The sequence below is a fragment of the Bacillus cereus ATCC 14579 genome (assembly GCF_000007825.1).
Lineage (GTDB): Bacteria > Bacillota > Bacilli > Bacillales > Bacillaceae_G > Bacillus_A > Bacillus_A cereus.
On record NC_004722.1, the window covers coordinates 3,266,337 to 3,287,381 of the forward strand.

The following is a 21,045-nucleotide window of genomic DNA, read 5'->3' on the forward strand; positions in this document are numbered from 1 at the left end:
ACCAAGTACCACATTTTTTAGCATTCTCATGTATAAAGTATAGTTTTAGCATTTATAAAGTTACTGTAATCCATTTCGTATATTTGCTTAATATCTTAAATTATTAATTACAACATATAAAAGTTGGTAATTAAGGATTCTTCAATCCATTAATAAAATCCTTAAAGCTATCAGCTATTTTATACGTATTTTCTTCTTCACTAGACTGTGGAAAATAAAAAGAATGATCCCAATAATATACACCATGGTTTTCAGTATCTGTAATAAGTACAATTAACCCTGAACTCGGATCATCTCCTATGATTAAACTGGTCGGTAACATATCTTCTTCAAACTCTTCATAGCATTCACTTAAATCAAAAGTTTTTTTTACACCTATACCATACAAAACATCTAAAGGGATTTCCTGATTTAATTCTTTAACAAAAAATTTACTATACCTAACTTTCGAAGTACCTCCGTTATATTCACTTAAAAATTTTTTATAATCTTCCGGAAGTAAAAATCCTAAAAACTCTTCTAATTCTTCAATTGATTCTTCAGTTGCTTTACCAAAAGCATTTAAATTCATTTATTTCACTCCTATTTAATCTTTTAACTTCTTAGCTAATGACATTCCACCCATATGTCGAAATCTTCTATGCATCTCTTTACTAACTTCTTGCATTGTTGTTAAATCTTGATGATGGTGCCATGTGTTTTCATCTAATTTTGGTCCATTTGGAGCTAATTCATCAGCTTTAGCAAAATCAATGTCATATCTATTAAATTCACCTATCGGAACTTCTTGTCTTACCAACCCAGCAGATTTAAAGTCGGGAAAACCTCCAGGATAAGAAACTCGATTTGGAGGAATCTCCCAATCAATATAAGTCCATATTCCTTCCTCACTAATTTCGATTTTCCCACCTTTTTTCTGCCATTTTTCAGGATCTCTAGAATATAAGGGTTTAGTAGATAATTGTTCCTCTGTAAATTTCACTATTTCTGGATTTTCACCCGTACCCTTAACCCCTCCACTCTCCAAATTCGAAATCCTACTCTGAATACTCGCCTTTGAGGCATCATGGGCTTCTTGGAATTTCCCGCTATAATTCGTTCCAGATCTAACGACACTTCCATCTGGCAGTATTTCTACACCTTTAAAGATTGGGGATACGGAGTCCGCAACTTTTGCTAATGTATTTTCAATTATATAATTTTCACGACTTAATCTATCTAACAATCCTTAAAAATAATCTATATTGATTTTCACTTATTTATCAATCTCTAATATCTCTAAGAAAAAAGCACTCGCTACCAATAATAGGTTTTCGAGTGCTCAAATGTATATAATCCCCATCATATTTAAATCATTTTTAAGATTTGTTCCTTCACATTTTCATCAAATTTGGCTCCTTCTACCTTTGCTCCTGTCCAAACTACATTGTCAAGTTTAGCACCGGTAAAATTCGCGCCCGTAAAATCACCATTTAAAAGGGTCGCTCCCGTTAAATCTGCGTCAGTAAAATCTGCATTTCTAGCGTTTACTTCTGATTAATTAGCATCTTCTAAATATGCTTTTTCAAAGTTACCTTCTGTAAGATTCGCGTTGCTGAATTTTGTTCCCGTACAGTCGGCCTGTTTTGCATCTATTTTATATAAATTTGCTCGTCGAAAAGTAGCATGATTTAATATCGTTCCAACTAATTCTCCATATGAAAAATCAACTTCATCAAAACATGTTTCAAAACAACTACTTATATTTATCTTTGCATATTTCATATTCGCTTTAGAAAAATCCGCTTCGCCAAACCTACAATCTGCAATATGTATTTCCTCTAAATTACAGCTCCTGAAATCAGCAAACTCAAAATCACAATCAAAAAAAGATGCTCTCATTAGTGAAGAAGCTCTTAAATGGACTTGTTTTGCCATGATACCCTCTGCCATCACCTCTGACAAATCTGAAAAAGTAAGATCTAAATTGCTCATATCTAGCCCATCTATAGTTTCATCATTGTATTGAGATCTATTTAATATTTCCATGACTCTTATTCTATCATTATTTTTCTCATCCATGATTACAAATTCCTTTCATTTAACTTTCCAGATACTCCTTCCAAGCAACATTTGGAGAATAAGTTACAACCATTCGACTTTCATGAAAACTTGGCATGGCCATTACTTGAGCTGGTTCTAAGTATTTCATTACATGTAACCAACTATCAAGTAACATATCTATATCGGCTTCTAATGGATTTTGTAAAAGGTCTATACAAATCCCACCCCAATCCAGCTCTGATACGACAGCTGGGCTATTTAGTAATAATTCCTTATCAAACATGTCTAAAATATGACCACTCAAATATGTTTTAGCGCCTACCCCCAAAGGACCGTTAGGAAGAAACCTTACCGGTATAGGTAAGGCAGACATATTCATCCACATATGTAACCGTTCACGTTCTGTATTCCATGGATAAGACGCTTTCCAAAAGATTTGCGACACCCCAAAACGTGGTTTTACAATTTCTGCGATTTGATCGGATAACTCAAAAAAAGCAGACCATAAACTTTTAGGTATTGATTTATGAAACTCAAACTCAAGATATGACCTATGACTCCAGTTAACTTTAAAGCTTCCTCTATAGTGCACTGCTTTATCACGATACAAATGTACTTCTGATACTTTACGTTCCAAAATCACCTTTTCAAGAATTTCCTCACGATTATATTCTACCCGTACAGTTTCACTGTTACCCCAATGAGTAGGAGCAAATTTTTCATTCGAATCAAACACGCTCAAAAGACGACCTAGTATCTCTTCCTGATTAATCGATACTGTAGGATACATTGCAATTGTAAAATAATTAGGTTTCATTTAAATCCCCCTTAATACTAAAAAGTAAAGTTACATACTTATCTATATTTTTATCCATATACCTCCACCAGGGATATCTGGGTGCGCCCCCCACTTATGTGTCACTTTACCACTATTTGGATCAGTATAGAAAATGTCACTCTCTTTCGCTAAAGGCCCACTTGGTCTTGGATGAGGAGGAATCCCATTCAAATCGGGTTTATCGCTTGATATTGTCACAATATGACTTCCATTTTTATCTTCGAGCATCTCTCTTTCAGCTCGCATTTGGCTGTCATTATGAATAACGTGTTCTTTGTCACTTATTTTGTGTTTGTGATCATGAACTAAATCGATTTCATCCTTAGCATTACGACCTATACTATCTGGACGCGTAAGATGCCCTTCACTGGATGTATACGTAACAACCTTGCCAGAGTTATTGTCCTCTAATGTACGATTTAGGTGTTCTCCCAAAGCTTTTCTTCCTTTTATTTCTTCTTCTCTTCCACGCTCTTGACTTTTCTTTAAATTTTCACGCTTAACATCCCACTCTTTACGTTCTAAAGGCTCTTTTGTTTCTTCACAATGACGATTATACCTAATGTTATCTGCTTCCTTATAATCCCCCCGTGCTTTGGCTTCATCTATTTTTATTCGATAGTATTTTTCTCTCTCCGGGGTTAGTTTAATTTTGTTTGGGTTTGCGTTACTACCACCACTACCCTTAGCAAGTTGATAAGCGTCATCCTTAGCTGCCGTACTTGCCTTTGAAAACTTTCCAGCTACTTCTCCAACAGTTGAAGATTCTATATAAGGAAGCTTCATTCCTATTCCAGTATCCACCATCCTAACTGCTACTGGAATAGGAGTATTTTTCATAGCATCTAGTGCATTTTTTAAAGTCTTATTTTCCTTAAGCGATTGTACCACATTTTTACCCAAATTTGGATTAAAACCAGGCATTCCTTCTTTGAATTTTAATAATTTGGCTAAATCAGCTAATTCACTCGTCCCTTTGAATGCTTTTACTCCTTTTCCTACCGCTCCAACAACTGGGATTGCATCTAATCCGCCAAAAATGATGTTTCCTACCCGCTCTTCTTGGCTCAATTTCCGGTGTGTTCCCCAGTCTTCTCCGTCGATACCACTTTTTATTTGTACAGCGCCGTATACTACTGCGGCAGCGGCCCCGAGTGGTGGACAAAGGATTGTTGTGATGATGATTCCTACGCCTATTCCTATGTCTCGCACCATTTCTAGTTTTTTCTGTTCATCTTCTATCGATTTGTATTCAAATCCTCGTGTGGATGGGACCACTTTCTTGTATTCTTCATAATTTAATTTTGCATCTGGATTTTGTTTTTTTAGTTCTTCGTACTCCGCTCTCAGTACGTTATCAAATGCAGGTGAATCTTTAAAAATATCTTCTACTGTTATTTTATCTTTCTTCTTCTGTATTGTTTGTGGTACACTTCCGTAGCCCGCATGCGCACCTGGTAATACTGTCGTTGTTGTAGAGCCAATTCGGTTATTTGTTTCAAAACTGAGAATAGATGTATCTCTCATTTTTTGAGCGAATTTATCCATTTCTACTAAAAAAGGTTTATCTATATGTTCAGAGACTAATCGACCTGCTTCTCCGCAATATTTTTGTAATGTCGAATAGCTATCAAGTAATTCCCCGATTTTTTGCGATTGATCTTTAGGATTAAAATGTATACTACCATCCGAGTCTAAATCTCGTATTCTTCCATCAATTCTTTTTAATGATTCATTTGCTTCCCGTAATTTCATGAGTGCATCTTTTGTAATTCGATTCATACCATCCCCCATGTTTTGCCATGGTTCAGGTCTATATTTCACATCCATCTCGTTTTCATCCCCCCAGCCGTATGGTGATTTCTACAACTTACTTAATATTTCACGTAATTGTTCGTCCTTTTCAAGCATTTCTACACATACATTTCCTACAACTGTCGCTGACCTAGAATAGTGTTCAGCCAATTCTAGTGTTTTGTGTAATATATCAGGATATTTTTCAATTACTCTCATCGCTTCACCTTTTTGATAAAAATCACAGCTTAATAAACTCTCAATATTCGTTCCAATGACGTCTACATGGATTTTATATATATTTTCTAACTTCATTACTATATCTAGTAGTTCTTGAAAATTAACTAATACTTCTTCTCCACCACCAGAACCACTATCTCCCATTGATACTTGCATTATTGAATACCTCCTAACGAGAATTGTCTCGGGTCAATTAACTTTTTATATGGCATTTTTAACACGTCATACAATTTCTTATTAACCGCATAGAGGCTCACCCAGTCATATTGATTACGATCTACATCTATTTGAACGAAATCTTCTCCTTCAGTGAAATATAAGAAACATTCCCATTTTCCTCCTCTATTACTTCGAGGCCTCGTATACGTTTCTATCGCTATAACGTTTTTATTTGATAAATCTTTTTCCTCAAATGTTTGTTGTTCTTCTTCTGTCATTCTCTTTGAGAAAAATGTATCTTCTATTTCCCTCGGTTCTCTCAATAAGAAAGGGATGCGTGTTAATAAGGAAAAATATACGTCTGGCTTTGGTATGTAGTCGATCTCGTATTTTTTATTTGGTTCTATTTCCGTTAATACAGCCACTCGGTCTTTATCCTCTTTCAAAAAGCCAATTAATACATTATTCATTCTCGTGTATTCATGACAACTTTCATATTCCTTTAATAGTTCAATTATTTGAAAAGCTGCAGGGGTAATTCCATTTTCACTTGTAAGTAGGCCTTTTTCTTTTAAACTCGTAGTTGCTTTCGTGACACATTCTGCATCAAGTAAAATAATTGCGTCACGGTTTGGCAATCCAAATATATCGGTAACCCCAGCTGCACCTGCGAGAACATATAATTCAGCAGGTGCAAAACTCATTTCTTTCCCCATTCTTTTATCCCTCGTTTCTCCATCACACTTGTTTTATCGCCCTTACTTCCGATTTATCTCCGTACGTTTGAATGCTTTTATCTAACTCTTTCAAAGCTTTCGTATGTCCTTCAAATGCCTCTACCATTTCTGAATTATATTGAATGATTAAATCAAGATAACTTAAAAATGCATCTCTCGTTTTTCCATTCCATTTCGCACCTGTGACATATGCTTTTAAGTCTTTCGCTTGGTTTAAAGAATCCTTCATACCATTTTCAATGTTTTGTGCGTAAGAAATGGCACTTGCAGTGTTACTTCCTATAATTTCAACCTCTTTACCACTCATGTTGGTTCCCTCCATTCTTTGTATGCTTAATGGATAAGTTTTTCAAATTCCTTTTTCTTTTCTTCAAAAGCCTTGGTCGCTGCAGCGTATGCTGACGCTTTCTCTGATTCTGCTTTCGCTTTATATTCCAAATACTTTGCATAAGCTGTACTTTTTGCAGATCCAACATCGCTTAATGCACTTTTAAAATAGGATAATACTGTATTTAAGTCTTCATCCTTTTCATGACGTTTTTGTTCAAATTCAACTGCCGGAATTTTATTAGCTTCTAAGCCATTACTTTTACTCTCATACTCTCTCTTCGCTGATTCAGCCTCTTGAATGAATTGCTTTAACTCTCTTTCTTTATCTTTTAAATAATCATGTAAATCATCATACCGATCTCGTTTCCTCGCACTTTCTGTAAAACCAGACGCATTTAAAAAAGCATTGTATAATTCATCTAACATCTTTCTCCCCCTTTAGCACAATAACTATGTAGTTAAATTCGTATATTTAAACATGAATATTCATTACATTAAGAATTAACAAATAATTATTTTTACATATTGCTATTTTATCAAAGGGATTTTAACATTTCCATATTTTATGAATGGCTTTCGCATTTTTCTTCAATAAAGTGAAACTTTAATCAATATGACTATGTATTTATGTGCAGAAATAATAAAAAACACTGCCAGGCGCAGTGTTTTTTATTACTACCTTTTATCCAATTCATTCGTATTAAATCCTTGCTTGAGAGTAAGACCAGTTCTTTCTTATTTCATCAACAACTATTTCTGGATAATCCCAATGAAGCGTACGAGTAGGCTCCCTGATTCGTTATACTATTCCTTAGGCTGTTTTATTTCTATATTCATTCCAATATTTTGGCTCAGTCGCGCTTAAAAGAACAATAGAAAAAGGATCTGATATGAATATCAGATCCTTAACTTTAATTTCTTAATACATACATCTTTTTACACGATAACTGGTTCATACGTGCTCAAATTATCATACTCAGTTTTTACAATACTAGGCGGAAGGTTAACACATCCTCAGATTCACCTTTTCTTGTAGCAATGCATAATGTTTAATAAAATTAAAGCATATTTTTACTTACCAGACTTAATTTTTTCGTTATATTCTTCTAAAGTTAACCCTTTTTCTTTTAGATAAACAGCAACTTCTTTCCCTACATAACGATAGTGCCATGGCTCATACTTAATGCCAGTAATATTCTCTTTATCTTTTGGATAGCGGAGAGTAAATCCATATTCTGCAGCGTTCTTATCTAACCATTTGAATGCATCGGTAGTTTCAAATTTTGCATTTAAATCTTCTACAGTATTCTGCCATTCAACTGAAATAATGTCTAACGCTAATCCAGTATGATGTTCACTTGCACCAGGATACTGAAGATATTCCAATGCCTTAGCACTAGCCTCTTTATCCGACAAACCTTGAGATTTATAGCTTTTAACTGAAGCATCATAATAAGTTTGTTGTAATTTTATAGCTCGATAACCTGATCTTAAATAAAGATTGATTCCCTCTTTTTTTGCAGCTGCTACCATATCCTGATAGGAAGTTGCAATTCTACTATCTATTTTCATATTTGGCTTCGCATTTTGAGTGATACTTGTTAATTCAATTCCTAGTTCCTTTGATAACATATGCTCTCTATTTACAAGGATAATTCTCCAATCATTAACATCAGAGATAGGTAAAACATCTTTTTTCTTCGCATGTATTTCATTTTTATTTTTATCGTTATTATTAGTAGTTGCCTGAGATGTTTGCTTTCCACTACAAGCAGCCAGACTCCATCCCATTGCTAATACCAATGCTAAAATTATAAATTTTTTAATTGTATCTCATTCCCTTTTTGTTTATTAGTCTTTATACCAATTTCCCAACACGTCTCTAGGAATCTCCTTGAAATCCTTCAAAGAAACGGGGCCGACAAATTTTTTAATTCCATGTTTTTTAGAATTTTCATCCGAATAATCTTTTAAAAATTGAATTTTAAATTGTTTCTTACCATCGGCATAGTCGGTTACTGTCGGTACGATTGCCGCTTGTCGTATACCAAAAGTTTTATCTTCATACTTAACAAATTGTACATAAGATAATCCTCCAACTAATGTTTCTAATTTTTCTTGCGCAGAAATAAGATTTCCAAGAGAATAATAGATTAGCGTTTCATGTCCATCTTTATTTTGTTTCCACTCAATTGGTTGAATTACATGTGGATGATTTCCAATTACTACATCTACACCTAAATCTGTTAAATATTGAGCAACTTCTTTTTGTTGCTTTGAAGGTGTTGAGGTATATTCTACTCCCCAATGCACCATAACAATCACCATATCAGAGCTATTCTTCGCCTTTTCCACATCATTTTGTATCGCTTTTTTATCAATTAAATTTAAAGCCCAAGACTTATCAGCTGGAATTTTAATTCCATTCGTACCATATGTATAATTGAGTAACGCAAAACGAATACCATTTTTTGTAATCGTTTTTATTTCATTACGCTCGTTTTGACTCTCATTAATACCTACCGGGATAACATCCGGATATTTCTTCCAGTATTCTCTTGTATTCGCAACACCTTTAATACCCATATCCATAGCGTGATTTGTCGCTTGCGTCACTATATTGAATCCAGTGTCCACTAAAGATTGGCCTACTTCTTCAGGTGTATTGAAAGTCGGATATCCTTGTACTTTTAAATTATTTCCGGCAATCGGAGTCTCCTGGTTCACGATAGCAAGATCACTTGATTTAACAGCTTTTTTGATATTTTCATAAATATAATTATAATCATATGAACCGTCTTTTTGTTTGCCATCTTTAATTACTGCGTCATGATATAAATTATCACCCGTTGCTATTAAATTCACAACCGATTGTACTTTTTTATCTTCCGTAAAATTAGGAGACTGTTGGATAGGACTTTTATCTACCCAATTTGGTGCTTTTAATGATGTATCTATATTGGATTCAGCCGGTGGTAATGAAGCTTTAGATGTCTTAACATCAGTATTACCACAAGCGGTTAAAAGCACTAAAAAAATAAGACATACTAAAAAAAACTTTTTACTTCTCTGTAAAGTATCTAACATGTGATCCTCTTTTCTGTTTTATTCCTTATAACTAGTTCTAACAAATCATTCTTTACAACAACGTATTTTGGTTTTACCCTTAATTATGGAAGGACACTCTGTTACACCTGCTTCGGAATATACTAATAATTATTTTCCGCTTTCTAGCAATCTATCGATTCCATCAGAAGTGATAGATTACTAGAAAAAGATGATCCATCAGGATGTCGACTAGTTTGATATACCTGTTCCAATTGCAGTAACTCGTTTAATATTTAAACAAGATAGGAGAATCGTTCATATAGCCTCTTCTCTCGCTTTATGTTTAAGGTGCCTCCCAAAAAAGGGATCGTTGCTGTACCCCTTTACATAGTGCGAAATTTTTGCAACTAATTTCTTTCATTCAAGCGACAAACATTATACCGATAACAATAAGTAAGACCCAAGAACTTATTTTACCAATATACGAAAAAAGTAGCAATCTTTTGCCCCATATAAAGAAGGCAATTAGGAGAAATGAACGAGAGATTCATTCTATTCAATTCCTTCATTGATTAATAAAAAAACAAGCCACCCAACTATTGGATGGCTCTATACTATAAAGAGAATTTGTTATTGGATTACTTCAATTTCCCTTCAAAAACAATCTTCCTACCGCACGGCTCAACTACTGTTTTGCCGTCTTTCTTTACTTCATGAAAGATTGGCTCTTCCATACGACGAGACGGAGCGTAGCCTTCTTGTTCCATACGTGCTAAGCAGTCTGTAATTGTTTCATTTTCAAGTACTTCAAATTTCTTTTTATTAGGTTGTTTTGTCATGCCCTAACCTACTTTCTATTTTTCTTGATGCGAATTGATTTTTCATGTAGACCATATATAACATTGCGAGAATTCCCATTATAATCATAACCGCAATAAAAAAGCTTGTATACTGTATTTTTTCTATAAATACGCCGCCTAATACAGGTCCCATAATACTTCCTAAACTAAAAGCGATTCCGGATAATATATTACCTGCTGGTAGTAAGTGTCTCGGTAATAAATCAGTCATAAATCCAAGCCCTAAAGAGAAGCACGATCCAATAACCATACCCGCTAAAAGCATGCAGGCAAAGACGATCCAGTAATATTGATCAAATACGGCGGCAAGTAGAAAAATGCCCGTACTTATGCTAAACGTCCACGTTAAAATACGGTCCCTTCCGTATTTATCACTCAATATACCGAGCGGAATTTGTGTAATAATACCCCCAACTGCAAATGCTGGTAATAAGAAGGATACATCTGAAACAGACCACCCTTTACGAAGTGCGTATACTGGTAAGTTACTGTTTAGCATTGCTTCAAGTACACCATATGCAAGTGGTCCTAGCAGTGCAATCCATCCTAATCCAACAACTTGTTTATAACGAGAAAATGATGATTCACTCTTCACTTCTCTTTCATCTTGCGCTGGGAATGCATTTTTTGTTGGAAGTAGTAAAAGCCAACCTATTAAACAAAGTATAGTAGATATAATAAATGGCGTTGCAAGACCGTACTGCACAGTGCTTGCTAAATACGGACCAACGGCAAAACCAATTCCGAAGAATACACCGTATATCGATACTTGTCTCCCTATTTTACTTGGGTCTGATGTCGTCGTGATCCATGTTTGTGTTCCGACATGAAGCATATGATCTCCAACTCCAACTAGAAATCTAAGGATAAACCATACCCAAAATGAAAATGTTTGTGTAAAAAAGAATAATGAAATAATAACGAGAAACCCACCTATAACAATAATCGGCTTCATTCCAAACCTTTGCATCGGTTTTTCAAGAAACGGCGAAATAACTAATATCCCAATGTACAATGCCGTCGCATGAATACCATTAATACTTGAACTAACCCCTTCTTGTTCAAAAATCATTGCAATGGCCGGTAAGAGCATTCCTTGTGACAAACCCGAGATTGCTACAATCCCAACCATAATCCAAAAAGTAAAACGCATTGACATCCTCTGTCCCTCTCCTTCTCATGCTTCCACTTTTCATTATAAACTGTTTCTTCAAATGCGTGTACGAATATTCGCAATAAAAAACAAGCTAAAAGAATGAACCTTTTAGCTTGTTATCTTATCCTTCCCAAACTTGCGCTTTCACATTGTAATGAAAGTGTTTAAAATATGGATTTTCATAAAATGAAGGTCCATATAAGTAATGTTGCATATGAGCTGTTAGTGGCTGCTGCATTTGTAAAGGAACTACAGCTGGTGAAACTTGCATATACATCGGATCTATCATTATTTTTGTATAGATATGATGATTATATGGCGAATAAGCGATTAAGGATGGTTTATGCATTGATAATCTCCCCTTATACATACAAATGTTATAGTATATGCAACACTTCTCATTTCGGGGATTATTTCTGTTCTAACCAATCCTCTACATGTTTTATAAATATATCTAAACAATCAATAAACGGCGAGTGTCCGCAATCTTCTAATACCTTCAACTCTGCATTTGGCAAATGTTTCGCTAATTCCTCACCGACTACTTGCGGTACGACATAATCTCTATCACCTTGTATGACGAGTGTTGGCGCTTTAATACGATGAATTTGTTTACTTCCCTCTACAACCCCATTATGTTCATCTGAAATATTAAATGTAATGAGCGCATAATTCACATCTACGAAATTACGTTGCGTTAACATATCATCTAAATACTTTTCATAACGATCCGGTTCAGGTTGATTATGTGTATATATTAATAGATTCCATACTGTACGGTAATATAGTTTGTTCATATTTTTTATCGCATCTAATACTGGAGCGATTTGTACTGGATCTTGCGCAATTTCTTCTTTCGTCTTTACTAAACTTGATACAATCGGCTGCCCATTCGTATCTTTTTTAAAGATTGGGTATCCTTTCATTCCTACTGATTCTACTAAAATTAACTTTTCTACAAAAGTTGGGTGATTCGCTGTAAATTGCATCGCAACGCCACCACCCATTGACCAGCCCATTAATGAAAATTTCTCTAGCTTTAACTCGTCAATAAATAATTTTACATCGTCTGCAAAGTCTTGTAATGAATCTATCGACTGATTATACGTTGATTGTCCAAACCCTCTTAAATCAAGAGCGTAAATATGGTATTGATCTTGCAACTTTTCAATAACTAAATCCCAATGTTGTGACGATGTCATGTTCCCGTGAATGAGTACAAGAATATCTGTATTTCGCCTTCCAACTTCCTGATATGCAATCGTTTCTCCGTTCGATAGTGAAACAAACTCCATTGTTGCAGGCTTAATCATCACAAGTTCCCCCATTCTATTTAATAGAAAGAAAATTCTTTACTTAATTAAAGAATAGCACGTAGAATATACGTTCGCAACATAAAACCTATAAGAATTTTTTACATAAATCAACATGTCTATTACTAGACAATTATTATAAAAAAGTATATAGTTAGCTAGGTAACTAATTTGAAAGGATCAAAATACATGGACGAAAAACAACATTTTTTTCACATCGTCAGCCAGACTTCTCGAAAGTTTACGAAGAAATTTAATGAACGTGTATCTCCAACAGGGTTATTTAGTGCGCAATGGGCTGTTATTTTCCGCATTAATCAAACTGGTTCTTGTACGCAAACAGAATTGTGCCAGTATTTAAATGTTGAATCACCAACGATGACTCGTACGTTAACACGTATGGAAACGATGGGATGGATTATTCGTACAGAAGGTAAAGATCGCCGCGAGAAGCTCATTTCTTTATCCGAAACAGCGATAAAGATGATTCCAGTATGGCAAGAAGAAGTTGATACTTTCGAAGAAAAAACGCTAGAAGGTATTAATGAAGATGATTTACATCAAGCATTTCAAGTGTTACAACAAATTATTAAAAATTTAGATTAAATTGGAGGGATGACGATGCAAAGTGAGAAACTTTGGACGAAGGATTTCCTCGGAACTTGTTTTAGTAGTCTATTTCTTTTCTTAACATTTTACATGCTTATGACTACTCTGCCTGTCTATGTCATAGACGGCCTAAAAGGAAAACCTGAGGAAATTGGTTTAGTTGCAACTGTGTTTCTTATTTCTTCTGTTTTATGTAGACCATTCACAGGAAAATGGCTCGATGATTTAGGAAGAAAGAAAATATTATTTATTTCACTTTCATTATTTTTAGCCGCTACTGTTATGTATTTCGGTGCGCAAAGTTTATTCTTATTACTTGCCCTTCGCTTCTTGCACGGTATTGGGTTCGGGATGGCAACGACAGCTACTGGTACGATTGTAACTGATGTTGCGCCAGCTCATCGACGAGGCGAAGCGCTTGCATATTTCGGCGTATTTATGAGTCTGCCGATGGTAATTGGTCCTTTTTTAGGTTTAACAATTATTTCTCATTTTTCGTTTACTGTATTATTTATCGTTTGTTCCGTATTTTCATTACTTGCATTTTTATTAGGACTACTTGTAGATATTCCGCACGAAGCACCTGTTAGCAAACAAAAACGTGAAAAAATGAAATGGAAAGACTTAATCGAACCATCTTCTATTCCGATTGCACTTACAGGATTTGTTTTAGCCTTTTCTTATAGTGGTATTTTATCCTTTATTCCTATTTATGCGAAAGAACTCGGTTTAAGTGAAATTGCAAGTTACTTCTTTATTTTATACGCACTTGTTGTTGTCATTTCTCGTCCATTTACAGGAAAGATTTTTGATCGCTTCGGTGAAAATGTACTCGTTTACCCTGCTATCATTATTTTCACAATCGGAATGTTCATATTAAGCCAAGCCCAAACTTCATTTTGGTTCCTTGGCGCAGGTATGCTAATCGGTTTAGGTTACGGGACATTAATTCCGAGTTTCCAAACGATTGCGATTTCTGCCGCTCCAAACCATAGACGTGGTTCTGCGACAGCTACGTATTTCTCATTCTTTGATAGTGGTATTGGTTTTGGTTCTTTCATTTTAGGTATTGTCGCAGCGAAATCCAGTTATCATAATATGTATTTTATCGCAGCTATTATCGTTGCGTTCACTTTACTTTTATATTATGGATTACACGGACGAAAACAAAAATTCAAGAAACAACCTACAGACGGAAAAATTTCCGCTTAACGTTAATAAGGAAAGTAAACTTCCCCGTTTACTTTCCTTATTTTGTATTTCTTTCAAGACGAACGTATACTTATAGTAGAAATAAAAAGGAGGGCCATATATGAAACTAAAAAAATCTCCCCTACTCTTACTTATACTAACATTCATATTTGTAATTACAGGGCTTGGGTTTACTTACTTCAAACAAAATAAAACGACCCCACCAAAACATAATGTGACAAAAGAAAACTGGTTAAATGACCCTTACTTACGTTGGTCATATACCCATATGAAAGAATTCACTTTAGTTAATGACGTAAAAAACAATCCTGACCAAATTGCTCACTTCCCTTCCGCATTGCAAAACTTAGACGATTTTGCTGTGGAGCGTAGATTCGGAAATACAACTCCTCTAAAAAAACTTTTAGATGATAACAAAACAGATGCTTTTGTCGTTGTACATAATGGACAACTTGTTTACGAACGATATTTCAATGGGTATAAACAGAATGAACCTCATGGTATGGCATCATTAGCAAAAGTCTTTACCGGGGCAATTATACAATCTCTGGCTGAAGAGAATCGTATCGATTTAGAGAAAACAGCTGACACTTACATAAAAGAATTAAAAAACACACCGTTCGGTAATGCCACACTTCAGCAATTAATGGACATGCAAGTTTCAGCTGAATATCCTACTCATGGATATGAGCAACCTGGGCTAGAAAATCAAGATGCACAATTATATTTAGCTAGCAATATTTTACCCCGCGGCAAAAATTACGACGGTCCGATGAAAATTTATGATATGTTACGGGAAGCCGAAGAAACCTTTATTGGAGCTATTTATTCGTTTAAATTATATAGACAGGAGTACAAATGATTCACTTATAAGAAACAATAAAAAACAGTAGTGATTTTACATTACTGTTTTTTATTGTTCATTTTTAATTGTAAACTTTTCATTTTTAGTTAACTGTATATTCTATACATATGAGGTTAACATAACCCATCATTAGCGTTAGCGAGGAAAAAGGACAACCCTGCTCTCACAAGTGAACCCTTTTTTAGTTCTATGAATCTATACATATTATATACATTCCTATCCTAACGTGGTTTTAGTGCTCTTGTTTGTTACTGGATTAGCCAAAAAACTGTATAAAATCTTGCATACTATTAGCTTGTTTTTTCTAAAAATACTGGCATCCCCCAATTTGTGCTTTCTTATGGATATTTCTTGACTCCTCATTAAAACACTCTCCTGTTCTTTGTCTATCTTTAAGAATAAACCCTGCTTGTTTATTTCAAGTTCTTGCATCGAGGTTTTACCTTCTCCCAAAGCCAAACAAACAATTCAGATTACATGCCTATATCAAACTAAACATTCAATCTTTATCCAGTTTGTAAATAAAATAGGATAATCAGCCCCATAACGGACTAACTATCCTATAAATTATTATCTAAATTCAATAAAGTGAAACTTTAATCAGCCCTCACCAATCGGGCTTTTACGGGCAGTTGATCCCCACCTAATTTCTTTGCTTCCGCTGAAATTTGAGATGAGGGTCTTACTGCCCGGCAAATAGCGGGATAAAACTAGAACTTCTTTTCCTATGTATATTTACTTCGTTACCTCTCCAAACTGCGCTCTCGTCACTTTCGCCAAGTCATCTACTTTAAGCTCAATTTGTATACCAATTTTCCCGCCACTTACTATCATCGTTTCAAGTGATTGGGCACTTTCATCAATACATGTAGAAAATAACTTCTTCATTCCGACTGGTGAACAACCACCACGAATATATCCTGACACTTTCGTAATATCTTTTACAGGAATCATTTCAATTTTCTTTTCACTTACTGCTTTTGCGGCAGCTTTTAAATTTAGTTCCTCATCTACCGGAATAATAAACACATGATAATTTTTACTATTCCCTTGAGCGATTAACGTTTTATATACTTCTCTCACTTCTCGTCCAATTTTCTCGGCTACTGATACGCCATCAATTTTCCCATCGTCTGGATCATATGACATCATCGAATATTCAATTTTTTCTTTATCTAATATTCGCATCGCATTTGTTTTATCTTTTTTCATAGTGATCTCCTTAAAAGGTTATTTCATATTATTAAGTTTTATTATACACCCTTTTCCATTTCTCCTACATAACTTCACGTATATTTCAAAACTAAAAATATTGATAATTCAAAAATCATCTGATATAATTTGGAAAAACTTACGTTAAGGAGAGATTTGCAATGCTAAATTTTAATACTTCTTTCCAACTTCATCATCAAACGTAACGCCGTGTATCCGAAGAAAAATTTTTCTTCGTGGGTACAGGGCTTTTCCTGTTGACCCACGAAGCGTTCATAAAGCTATGTGGGTATTTTTATACCTGCATAGCTTTTTTTAATTTGAAAAAGGAGTGATTATGATGGAAATGAGAAATGTAAAAGGAACGAAAGACTATTTACCAGAGGAGCAAGTGCTGCGAAATAAAATTAAAAGAGCTTGTGAAGATACGTTTGAACGATACGGATGCAAACCTTTAGAAACGCCGACGTTAAATATGTATGAGCTTATGTCTTACAAGTACGGCGGTGGCGATGAAATATTAAAAGAAATATATACACTTCAGGATCAAGGAAAACGTGAGCTCGCCTTACGATACGATTTAACTATTCCATTCGCAAAGGTTGTGGCAATGAATCCGAACCTCCGCCTCCCTTTTAAACGTTATGAGATTGGGAAAGTATTTCGAGATGGGCCAATTAAACAAGGAAGATTTCGTGAATTTATACAATGCGACGTTGATATCGTCGGTGTTGAGTCTGTCATGGCAGAAGCTGAACTTATGGCTATGGCGTTTGAGCTGTTCCGAACGTTAAACTTAGAGATAACGATCCAATATAATAACCGAAAATTATTAAACGGTATTCTCGAGTCTATTAACATCCCTACTGAGTTAACGAGTGACGTCATTTTGTCATTAGATAAAATCGAAAAGATTGGGATTGATGGTGTACGAAAAGATGTATTAGAGCGCGGGATTTCTGAAGAAATGGCTGATACGATATGTAATACCGTATTATCTTGTCTAAAGCTTACTATCGCTGACTTTAAAGAAGCTTTCAATAATCCACTCGTTGCCGATGGAGTAAACGAATTACAACAATTACAGCAATATTTAATCGCCCTTGGAATAAATGAAAATACGATATTCAACCCGTTTTTAGCGCGAGGACTCACAATGTATACAGGTACTGTATATGAAATCTTTTTAAAAGATAGATCGATTACATCTAGCATCGGTAGCGGCGGCCGTTACGATAACATTATCGGAGCATTCCGTGGTGATAACATGAACTATCCAACAGTCGGTATTTCATTCGGTTTAGACGTTATTTATACAGCACTATCACAGAAAGAAACGATATCATCTACAGCGGATGTATTTATCATCCCGCTCGGAACAGAATTACAATGCTTACAAATCGCCCAGCAATTACGTTCTACCACTTCCTTAAAAGTCGAACTTGAACTAGCAGGACGCAAATTAAAACGCGCCCTTAATTATGCCAATAAAGAAAATATCCCTTATGTGCTTATTATTGGGGAAGACGAACTTAGTACAAACACTGTTGTGTTGCGGAATATGAAGGAAGGTAGTGAGGTGAAGGTTCCGATTTCTTCTTTAAGTAGGTATTTATAATACGAACCACCCTCGTTTGGGTGGTTTTTCTATTTTATAGATACCTAACAATTAGTTTACATAAAATTATTATAATCTATTAAAAATACAAATAAACAATATCCAATTACCTATTATTTTTGGTAATATATAGATATGAATTATTTTAGGAGGATTAACTTTGAAAACCTACATCCAATTACTAAAGTGGACTACAGGGATCTATCATCTTTTATTACTTCCTTGTTATTATGTATTTCCAAGTCTTGTTAACCTATATGGGTTACCTTTACTACTATTGATTGTTTTTCATATCACTACTATTTTATTAGCTAAAAAAGAAGGCATGAATACGTACCCTCATTATATCGGTATTATCGTTACTCTAGTTGCCTTCTTTCCTTATATAGACATCTTTCTACATATGATAGCAGCCATTTTCCTTTTATTAGATGCTGCTTCTACGAATGCAAAAGAAGTGTATGATTCATAGATGGATAAAATGAAACTTTCATCCATTGAGTTTTGAAATAGGTCAGCAAAAAGGGTTTACTTTTTAAGTAAACCTTTTTTCATTTTTAATTACTCTCCTTACTTCAGAATAATAAAAGAATATTCTGTTTAATTTTTATAAATTTCTAAATATTTATAAAACATTCAAATTAACATACATTTTAGTTATGTAAAAAATCTAAGTTTTAAGGAGATGAATCCATGCTGAAAAAGTTGGTAGCAGGTGCATTATTAACTGTTTCGTCGTTAACTGGAGGACTGGGATCAGTATCAGCTAGTACCGAAAAAGATTATACGATTTCCTCTTTCGAATATGTAACTGTAGATGAAAAGACTGTTGATTCGTTTAACAAATTGAGTGCTCCATCAAAGGAAGACATAAAAATAACGTTAGTTCTACCGAAACAAAATCAAAATGGAGACTGGTTATCTTATGGATTTTCGAGCAAAGAAAGTTTAGAGTCTTTTATTGAAAAAGATAAACAAAGGTTGAACAATTCAATCACTCCCCTTGGTGTTGGAGGAAGCGGACCTGGTAGTACAGACTTCTATAAACGCACAAATCAAGGTAGCGAGTATTTTTCTCTAAGTAGTGGTTATAAAAACTTGTCTGCTAGTTGGCAAAATCAAATTGTTTCTGTACGTACAGCAGCTCCTACTGCTAGCTATTCAACAACACTATGGGAACGTACTTCAACTGACGGATATGGAAAAGGTGTTGTTTTTAAACATGCTGATTGGTATGGTCAAACTGCAAACTTAAATAACTTTCCAACTTCAGCAGTTGAAGTTAAAAAGTAAAAAATATAGAAATAAAAGGTGTTTTCATGTATGAAAGCACCTTTTATTTCTTCTATAACAATTTCAACTCTTAATTATTATTTTTCGTATTCCTATTCTCCAAAACCTTCTCCATATTATGAGTTGCCCATTCCATCATTAATAGAATCACTGGACGTAGTGATTCACCAAGCTCAGTTAACGAATATTCAACTTTAGGTGGCACTTCACGGTATACTTCACGATGTATAATGCCATCAGCTTCAAGTTCTCTCAGCTGCAGCGTTAACATTCTTTGTGTGATATTTGGTTTTAATCTTTTTAATTCATTAAAGCGCTTTGTACCATCTAATAAATGATACAAAATTACCCCTTTCCATTTCCCTCCAATCACCTCAACCATAGCTTCAACTGGACAAGAATATTTATTTAAAAATGGGTAATTTATATTATTTTCGTTTGGACAATCCATAATAAATCCCTTCCCTTAACAATAGTATCTTTTTTGATACTATACCACATAAATGTGCGTACTTGTATCTATGTTACTTTAAAAATATAATTTACTTACAAAAATAAATTCATGAAAAGAGGAACTTTTATGACAAATACAAACGAAATTACAAAAGAAAAGATTATGGAGGCTTTTCATTTCAGACATGCATGTAAAGAATTCGATCCTATGCACAAAATTTCAGAAGAGGATTTTAAATTTATTTTAGAAACAGGCAGATTATCTCCTTCTTCTTTTGGATATGAGCCTTGGAAATTTATTGTCGTACAAAATAAAGAATTAAGAGAAAAACTACAACCGTATTCATGGGGGGCTGGTGGGCAACTTGCAACAGCTAGTCATTTTGTTATTGTTCTTTCAAGAAACATTAAAGATATGCATTATGATGCAGAGTATATTAAATATATGATGAACGATATTATTGGATTGCCTGAAGACACTCAAAAAATTAGATATGAATTCTTCAAAAAGTTCCAGGAAACAGATTTTAACTTATTACAATCCGATCGTGCTGTATTTGATTGGGCATCTAAACAAACTTATATTGCTTTAGGTAATATGATGACGAGCGCAGCTCAAATCGGTATTGATTCTTGTCCAATAGAAGGATTTGATAAAGAGGAAGTAGATTCTTTACTTCGTCAAGAAGGCATTATACAAGACGATAACTTTGAAGTATCAGTTATGGTTGCCTTTGGTTACCGTAAAGAAGAGCCAAAGCGTGATAAAACAAGACAGACTATGGATACAATTGTTGAATGGATTAAGTAATATAGCACAGACAAATAATGCTCCTAATAGCTGGATACTTATACTAAAGAACTATCAGTCGTTTTTCTTATGTATGAATTTGGTTTTTCATGGAAAGATATGTTAGTATGTATACAGTTTGAGTGCTCTATTTTTAGAGTCGAACAGGAGGAGAATGAATATGTCTGATATTGAAGTTGGCGAAGTGTTTACTCTTAGTGATGAGAATAACGAAGAGCAAGAAGTAGAAGTACTTGGAGCGATGGATGTCGAAGGTGCAGAGTATATTGCTGTTGCCTTTGTTGAAGATATCCAAACAGAAACTGAGGAAGACATTGATATTTTCTTTTTAAAAGTAGAAGAAGATAATGAGTTTTCATACATTGAAAATGATGAAGAGTTTGATAAAGTATCTACTGCGTTTGAAAAGATTTTGGATGAGCAAGAGCAAGAATAGTATGAATGAAAAACACGC

At 34.5% G+C, this 21,045-nt stretch carries 23 protein-coding genes and 2 pseudogenes; 8 read left to right on the forward strand and 17 right to left on the reverse strand.

Annotated features, from left to right (window positions below):
- Nucleotides 1-130 precede the first annotated feature (130 nt).
- From BC_RS16470 to phaZ, 15 genes and pseudogenes are all read right to left on the reverse strand, one after another.
- Entirely contained in the window at nucleotides 131-571 is a 441-nt protein-coding gene (locus BC_RS16470; RefSeq protein WP_001052204.1) for an SMI1/KNR4 family protein, read from the reverse strand.
- 15 nt (nucleotides 572-586) lie between these two features.
- Nucleotides 587-1,225 (reverse strand): HNH endonuclease, encoded by a 639-nt coding sequence (locus tag BC_RS16475; protein ID WP_000887069.1) that lies wholly within the window; start codon nucleotides 1,223-1,225, stop codon nucleotides 587-589.
- A 122-nt stretch (nucleotides 1,226-1,347) separates the two neighbouring features.
- Nucleotides 1,348-2,061, reverse strand: a pseudogene (locus BC_RS16480) (pentapeptide repeat-containing protein).
- Nucleotides 2,062-2,080: 19 nt separating this feature from the next.
- Nucleotides 2,081-2,860: a hypothetical protein gene (locus BC_RS16485; RefSeq protein ID WP_000804110.1), complete on the reverse strand. Its 780-nt coding sequence runs from the start codon at nucleotides 2,858-2,860 to the stop codon at nucleotides 2,081-2,083.
- A 42-nt stretch (nucleotides 2,861-2,902) separates the two neighbouring features.
- Nucleotides 2,903-4,711 (reverse strand): hypothetical protein, encoded by a 1,809-nt coding sequence (locus tag BC_RS16490; protein WP_000382737.1) that lies wholly within the window; start codon nucleotides 4,709-4,711, stop codon nucleotides 2,903-2,905.
- Between the two features lie 33 nt (nucleotides 4,712-4,744).
- On the reverse strand, nucleotides 4,745-5,071 hold the full coding sequence (locus tag BC_RS16495) for a hypothetical protein (RefSeq protein ID WP_001198201.1): 327 nt from the start codon (nucleotides 5,069-5,071) through the stop codon (nucleotides 4,745-4,747).
- Nucleotides 5,071-5,790 carry a DUF5081 family protein gene (locus BC_RS16500; protein ID WP_000514124.1) on the reverse strand — a complete coding sequence of 240 codons (720 nt, stop codon included), beginning with the start codon at nucleotides 5,788-5,790 and terminating at the stop codon, nucleotides 5,071-5,073. The genes BC_RS16495 and BC_RS16500 overlap by 1 nt, the downstream gene beginning before the upstream one ends.
- Nucleotides 5,791-5,812: 22 nt before the next feature.
- Nucleotides 5,813-6,118, reverse strand: coding sequence for a WXG100 family type VII secretion target (locus BC_RS16505; protein WP_000014536.1), 306 nt, complete (start codon nucleotides 6,116-6,118; stop codon nucleotides 5,813-5,815).
- 26 nt (nucleotides 6,119-6,144) lie between these two features.
- A complete protein-coding gene (locus tag BC_RS16510) occupies nucleotides 6,145-6,567 on the reverse strand; it encodes a hypothetical protein (protein ID WP_000883465.1) in 423 nt (140 codons plus the stop codon).
- Nucleotides 6,568-7,212: 645 nt separating this feature from the next.
- Entirely contained in the window at nucleotides 7,213-7,944 is a 732-nt protein-coding gene (locus tag BC_RS16515) for a M15 family metallopeptidase (RefSeq protein ID WP_000241986.1), read from the reverse strand.
- A 48-nt stretch (nucleotides 7,945-7,992) separates the two neighbouring features.
- Complete coding sequence (locus tag BC_RS16520; protein WP_000887601.1) at nucleotides 7,993-9,228, reverse strand: CapA family protein; 1,236 nt, start codon at nucleotides 9,226-9,228, stop codon at nucleotides 7,993-7,995.
- 599 nt (nucleotides 9,229-9,827) lie between these two features.
- The gene (locus BC_RS16525; RefSeq protein WP_000166303.1) at nucleotides 9,828-10,028 is read right to left on the reverse strand and encodes an NETI motif-containing protein; all 201 of its coding nucleotides are present in this window, start codon (nucleotides 10,026-10,028) and stop codon (nucleotides 9,828-9,830) included.
- Nucleotides 10,012-11,208: an MFS transporter gene (locus tag BC_RS16530; RefSeq protein ID WP_000062798.1), complete on the reverse strand. Its 1,197-nt coding sequence runs from the start codon at nucleotides 11,206-11,208 to the stop codon at nucleotides 10,012-10,014. Before BC_RS16530 ends, BC_RS16525 begins: the two co-directional genes overlap by 17 nt.
- Before the next feature lie 118 nt (nucleotides 11,209-11,326).
- Nucleotides 11,327-11,554, reverse strand: coding sequence for a hypothetical protein (locus BC_RS16535; RefSeq protein WP_000549500.1), 228 nt, complete (start codon nucleotides 11,552-11,554; stop codon nucleotides 11,327-11,329).
- A 61-nt stretch (nucleotides 11,555-11,615) separates the two neighbouring features.
- Nucleotides 11,616-12,518, reverse strand: coding sequence for an intracellular short-chain-length polyhydroxyalkanoate depolymerase (gene phaZ / locus BC_RS16540; protein WP_000594876.1), 903 nt, complete (start codon nucleotides 12,516-12,518; stop codon nucleotides 11,616-11,618).
- Nucleotides 12,519-12,707: 189 nt separating this feature from the next.
- Here phaZ and BC_RS16545 point away from each other — a divergent pair, with 189 nt between their 5' ends.
- The 3 genes and pseudogenes from BC_RS16545 to BC_RS16555 all read left to right on the forward strand — a co-directional run.
- Nucleotides 12,708-13,124 (forward strand): MarR family winged helix-turn-helix transcriptional regulator, encoded by a 417-nt coding sequence (locus BC_RS16545; protein WP_000343680.1) that lies wholly within the window; start codon nucleotides 12,708-12,710, stop codon nucleotides 13,122-13,124.
- Between the two features lie 15 nt (nucleotides 13,125-13,139).
- Entirely contained in the window at nucleotides 13,140-14,339 is a 1,200-nt protein-coding gene (locus BC_RS16550) for an MFS transporter (protein WP_001190318.1), read from the forward strand.
- 100 nt (nucleotides 14,340-14,439) lie between these two features.
- A pseudogene (locus tag BC_RS16555) lies at nucleotides 14,440-15,150 on the forward strand (serine hydrolase); the annotation flags it as partial.
- A gap of 789 nt (nucleotides 15,151-15,939) precedes the next feature.
- Here the strand turns inward: BC_RS16555 and ybaK are convergent.
- On the reverse strand, nucleotides 15,940-16,416 hold the full coding sequence (ybaK, locus tag BC_RS16560) for a Cys-tRNA(Pro) deacylase (protein ID WP_000710860.1): 477 nt from the start codon (nucleotides 16,414-16,416) through the stop codon (nucleotides 15,940-15,942).
- 340 nt (nucleotides 16,417-16,756) lie between these two features.
- Here ybaK and BC_RS16565 point away from each other — a divergent pair, with 340 nt between their 5' ends.
- The 3 genes from BC_RS16565 (at nucleotide 16,757) to BC_RS16575 (ending at nucleotide 19,327) form a co-directional block, all read left to right on the forward strand.
- Nucleotides 16,757-18,034, forward strand: coding sequence for a histidine--tRNA ligase (locus BC_RS16565; protein ID WP_000425988.1), 1,278 nt, complete (start codon nucleotides 16,757-16,759; stop codon nucleotides 18,032-18,034).
- 160 nt (nucleotides 18,035-18,194) lie between these two features.
- Nucleotides 18,195-18,506, forward strand: coding sequence for a hypothetical protein (locus BC_RS16570; protein ID WP_000860726.1), 312 nt, complete (start codon nucleotides 18,195-18,197; stop codon nucleotides 18,504-18,506).
- 221 nt (nucleotides 18,507-18,727) lie between these two features.
- On the forward strand, nucleotides 18,728-19,327 hold the full coding sequence (locus BC_RS16575) for a hypothetical protein (RefSeq protein WP_000914420.1): 600 nt from the start codon (nucleotides 18,728-18,730) through the stop codon (nucleotides 19,325-19,327).
- Between the two features lie 70 nt (nucleotides 19,328-19,397).
- On the opposite strand, the gene BC_RS16580 is transcribed toward BC_RS16575, so the two are convergent.
- On the reverse strand, nucleotides 19,398-19,778 hold the full coding sequence (locus BC_RS16580; RefSeq protein WP_000340579.1) for a winged helix-turn-helix transcriptional regulator: 381 nt from the start codon (nucleotides 19,776-19,778) through the stop codon (nucleotides 19,398-19,400).
- Between the two features lie 129 nt (nucleotides 19,779-19,907).
- Here BC_RS16580 and BC_RS16585 point away from each other — a divergent pair, with 129 nt between their 5' ends.
- Both BC_RS16585 and BC_RS16590 read left to right on the forward strand, forming a co-directional pair.
- The gene (locus BC_RS16585; protein ID WP_000185713.1) at nucleotides 19,908-20,591 is read left to right on the forward strand and encodes an NAD(P)H-dependent oxidoreductase; all 684 of its coding nucleotides are present in this window, start codon (nucleotides 19,908-19,910) and stop codon (nucleotides 20,589-20,591) included.
- Nucleotides 20,592-20,745: 154 nt separating this feature from the next.
- Nucleotides 20,746-21,027, forward strand: coding sequence for a DUF1292 domain-containing protein (locus BC_RS16590; protein WP_002026117.1), 282 nt, complete (start codon nucleotides 20,746-20,748; stop codon nucleotides 21,025-21,027).
- The last annotated feature ends 18 nt before the right edge of the window (nucleotides 21,028-21,045 follow it).

Coding starts and splice junctions, on each gene's coding strand:
- BC_RS16470 (WP_001052204.1), bottom strand. CDS start 571: ATGAATTTAAATGCTTTTGGTAAAGCAACTGAAGAATCAATTGAAGAA.
- BC_RS16485 (WP_000804110.1), bottom strand. CDS start 2,860: ATGAAACCTAATTATTTTACAATTGCAATGTATCCTACAGTATCGATT.
- BC_RS16490 (WP_000382737.1), bottom strand. CDS start 4,711: ATGGATGTGAAATATAGACCTGAACCATGGCAAAACATGGGGGATGGT.
- BC_RS16495 (WP_001198201.1), bottom strand. CDS start 5,071: ATGCAAGTATCAATGGGAGATAGTGGTTCTGGTGGTGGAGAAGAAGTA.
- BC_RS16500 (WP_000514124.1), bottom strand. CDS start 5,790: ATGGGGAAAGAAATGAGTTTTGCACCTGCTGAATTATATGTTCTCGCA.
- BC_RS16505 (WP_000014536.1), bottom strand. CDS start 6,118: ATGAGTGGTAAAGAGGTTGAAATTATAGGAAGTAACACTGCAAGTGCC.
- BC_RS16510 (WP_000883465.1), bottom strand. CDS start 6,567: ATGTTAGATGAATTATACAATGCTTTTTTAAATGCGTCTGGTTTTACA.
- BC_RS16520 (WP_000887601.1), bottom strand. CDS start 9,228: ATGTTAGATACTTTACAGAGAAGTAAAAAGTTTTTTTTAGTATGTCTT.
- BC_RS16525 (WP_000166303.1), bottom strand. CDS start 10,028: ATGACAAAACAACCTAATAAAAAGAAATTTGAAGTACTTGAAAATGAA.
- BC_RS16530 (WP_000062798.1), bottom strand. CDS start 11,208: ATGTCAATGCGTTTTACTTTTTGGATTATGGTTGGGATTGTAGCAATC.
- BC_RS16535 (WP_000549500.1), bottom strand. CDS start 11,554: ATGCATAAACCATCCTTAATCGCTTATTCGCCATATAATCATCATATC.
- phaZ (WP_000594876.1), bottom strand. CDS start 12,518: ATGATTAAGCCTGCAACAATGGAGTTTGTTTCACTATCGAACGGAGAA.
- BC_RS16545 (WP_000343680.1), top strand. CDS start 12,708: ATGGACGAAAAACAACATTTTTTTCACATCGTCAGCCAGACTTCTCGA.
- BC_RS16550 (WP_001190318.1), top strand. CDS start 13,140: ATGCAAAGTGAGAAACTTTGGACGAAGGATTTCCTCGGAACTTGTTTT.
- ybaK (WP_000710860.1), bottom strand. CDS start 16,416: ATGAAAAAAGATAAAACAAATGCGATGCGAATATTAGATAAAGAAAAA.
- BC_RS16565 (WP_000425988.1), top strand. CDS start 16,757: ATGGAAATGAGAAATGTAAAAGGAACGAAAGACTATTTACCAGAGGAG.
- BC_RS16575 (WP_000914420.1), top strand. CDS start 18,728: ATGCTGAAAAAGTTGGTAGCAGGTGCATTATTAACTGTTTCGTCGTTA.
- BC_RS16580 (WP_000340579.1), bottom strand. CDS start 19,778: ATGGATTGTCCAAACGAAAATAATATAAATTACCCATTTTTAAATAAA.
- BC_RS16585 (WP_000185713.1), top strand. CDS start 19,908: ATGACAAATACAAACGAAATTACAAAAGAAAAGATTATGGAGGCTTTT.
- BC_RS16590 (WP_002026117.1), top strand. CDS start 20,746: ATGAATATGTCTGATATTGAAGTTGGCGAAGTGTTTACTCTTAGTGAT.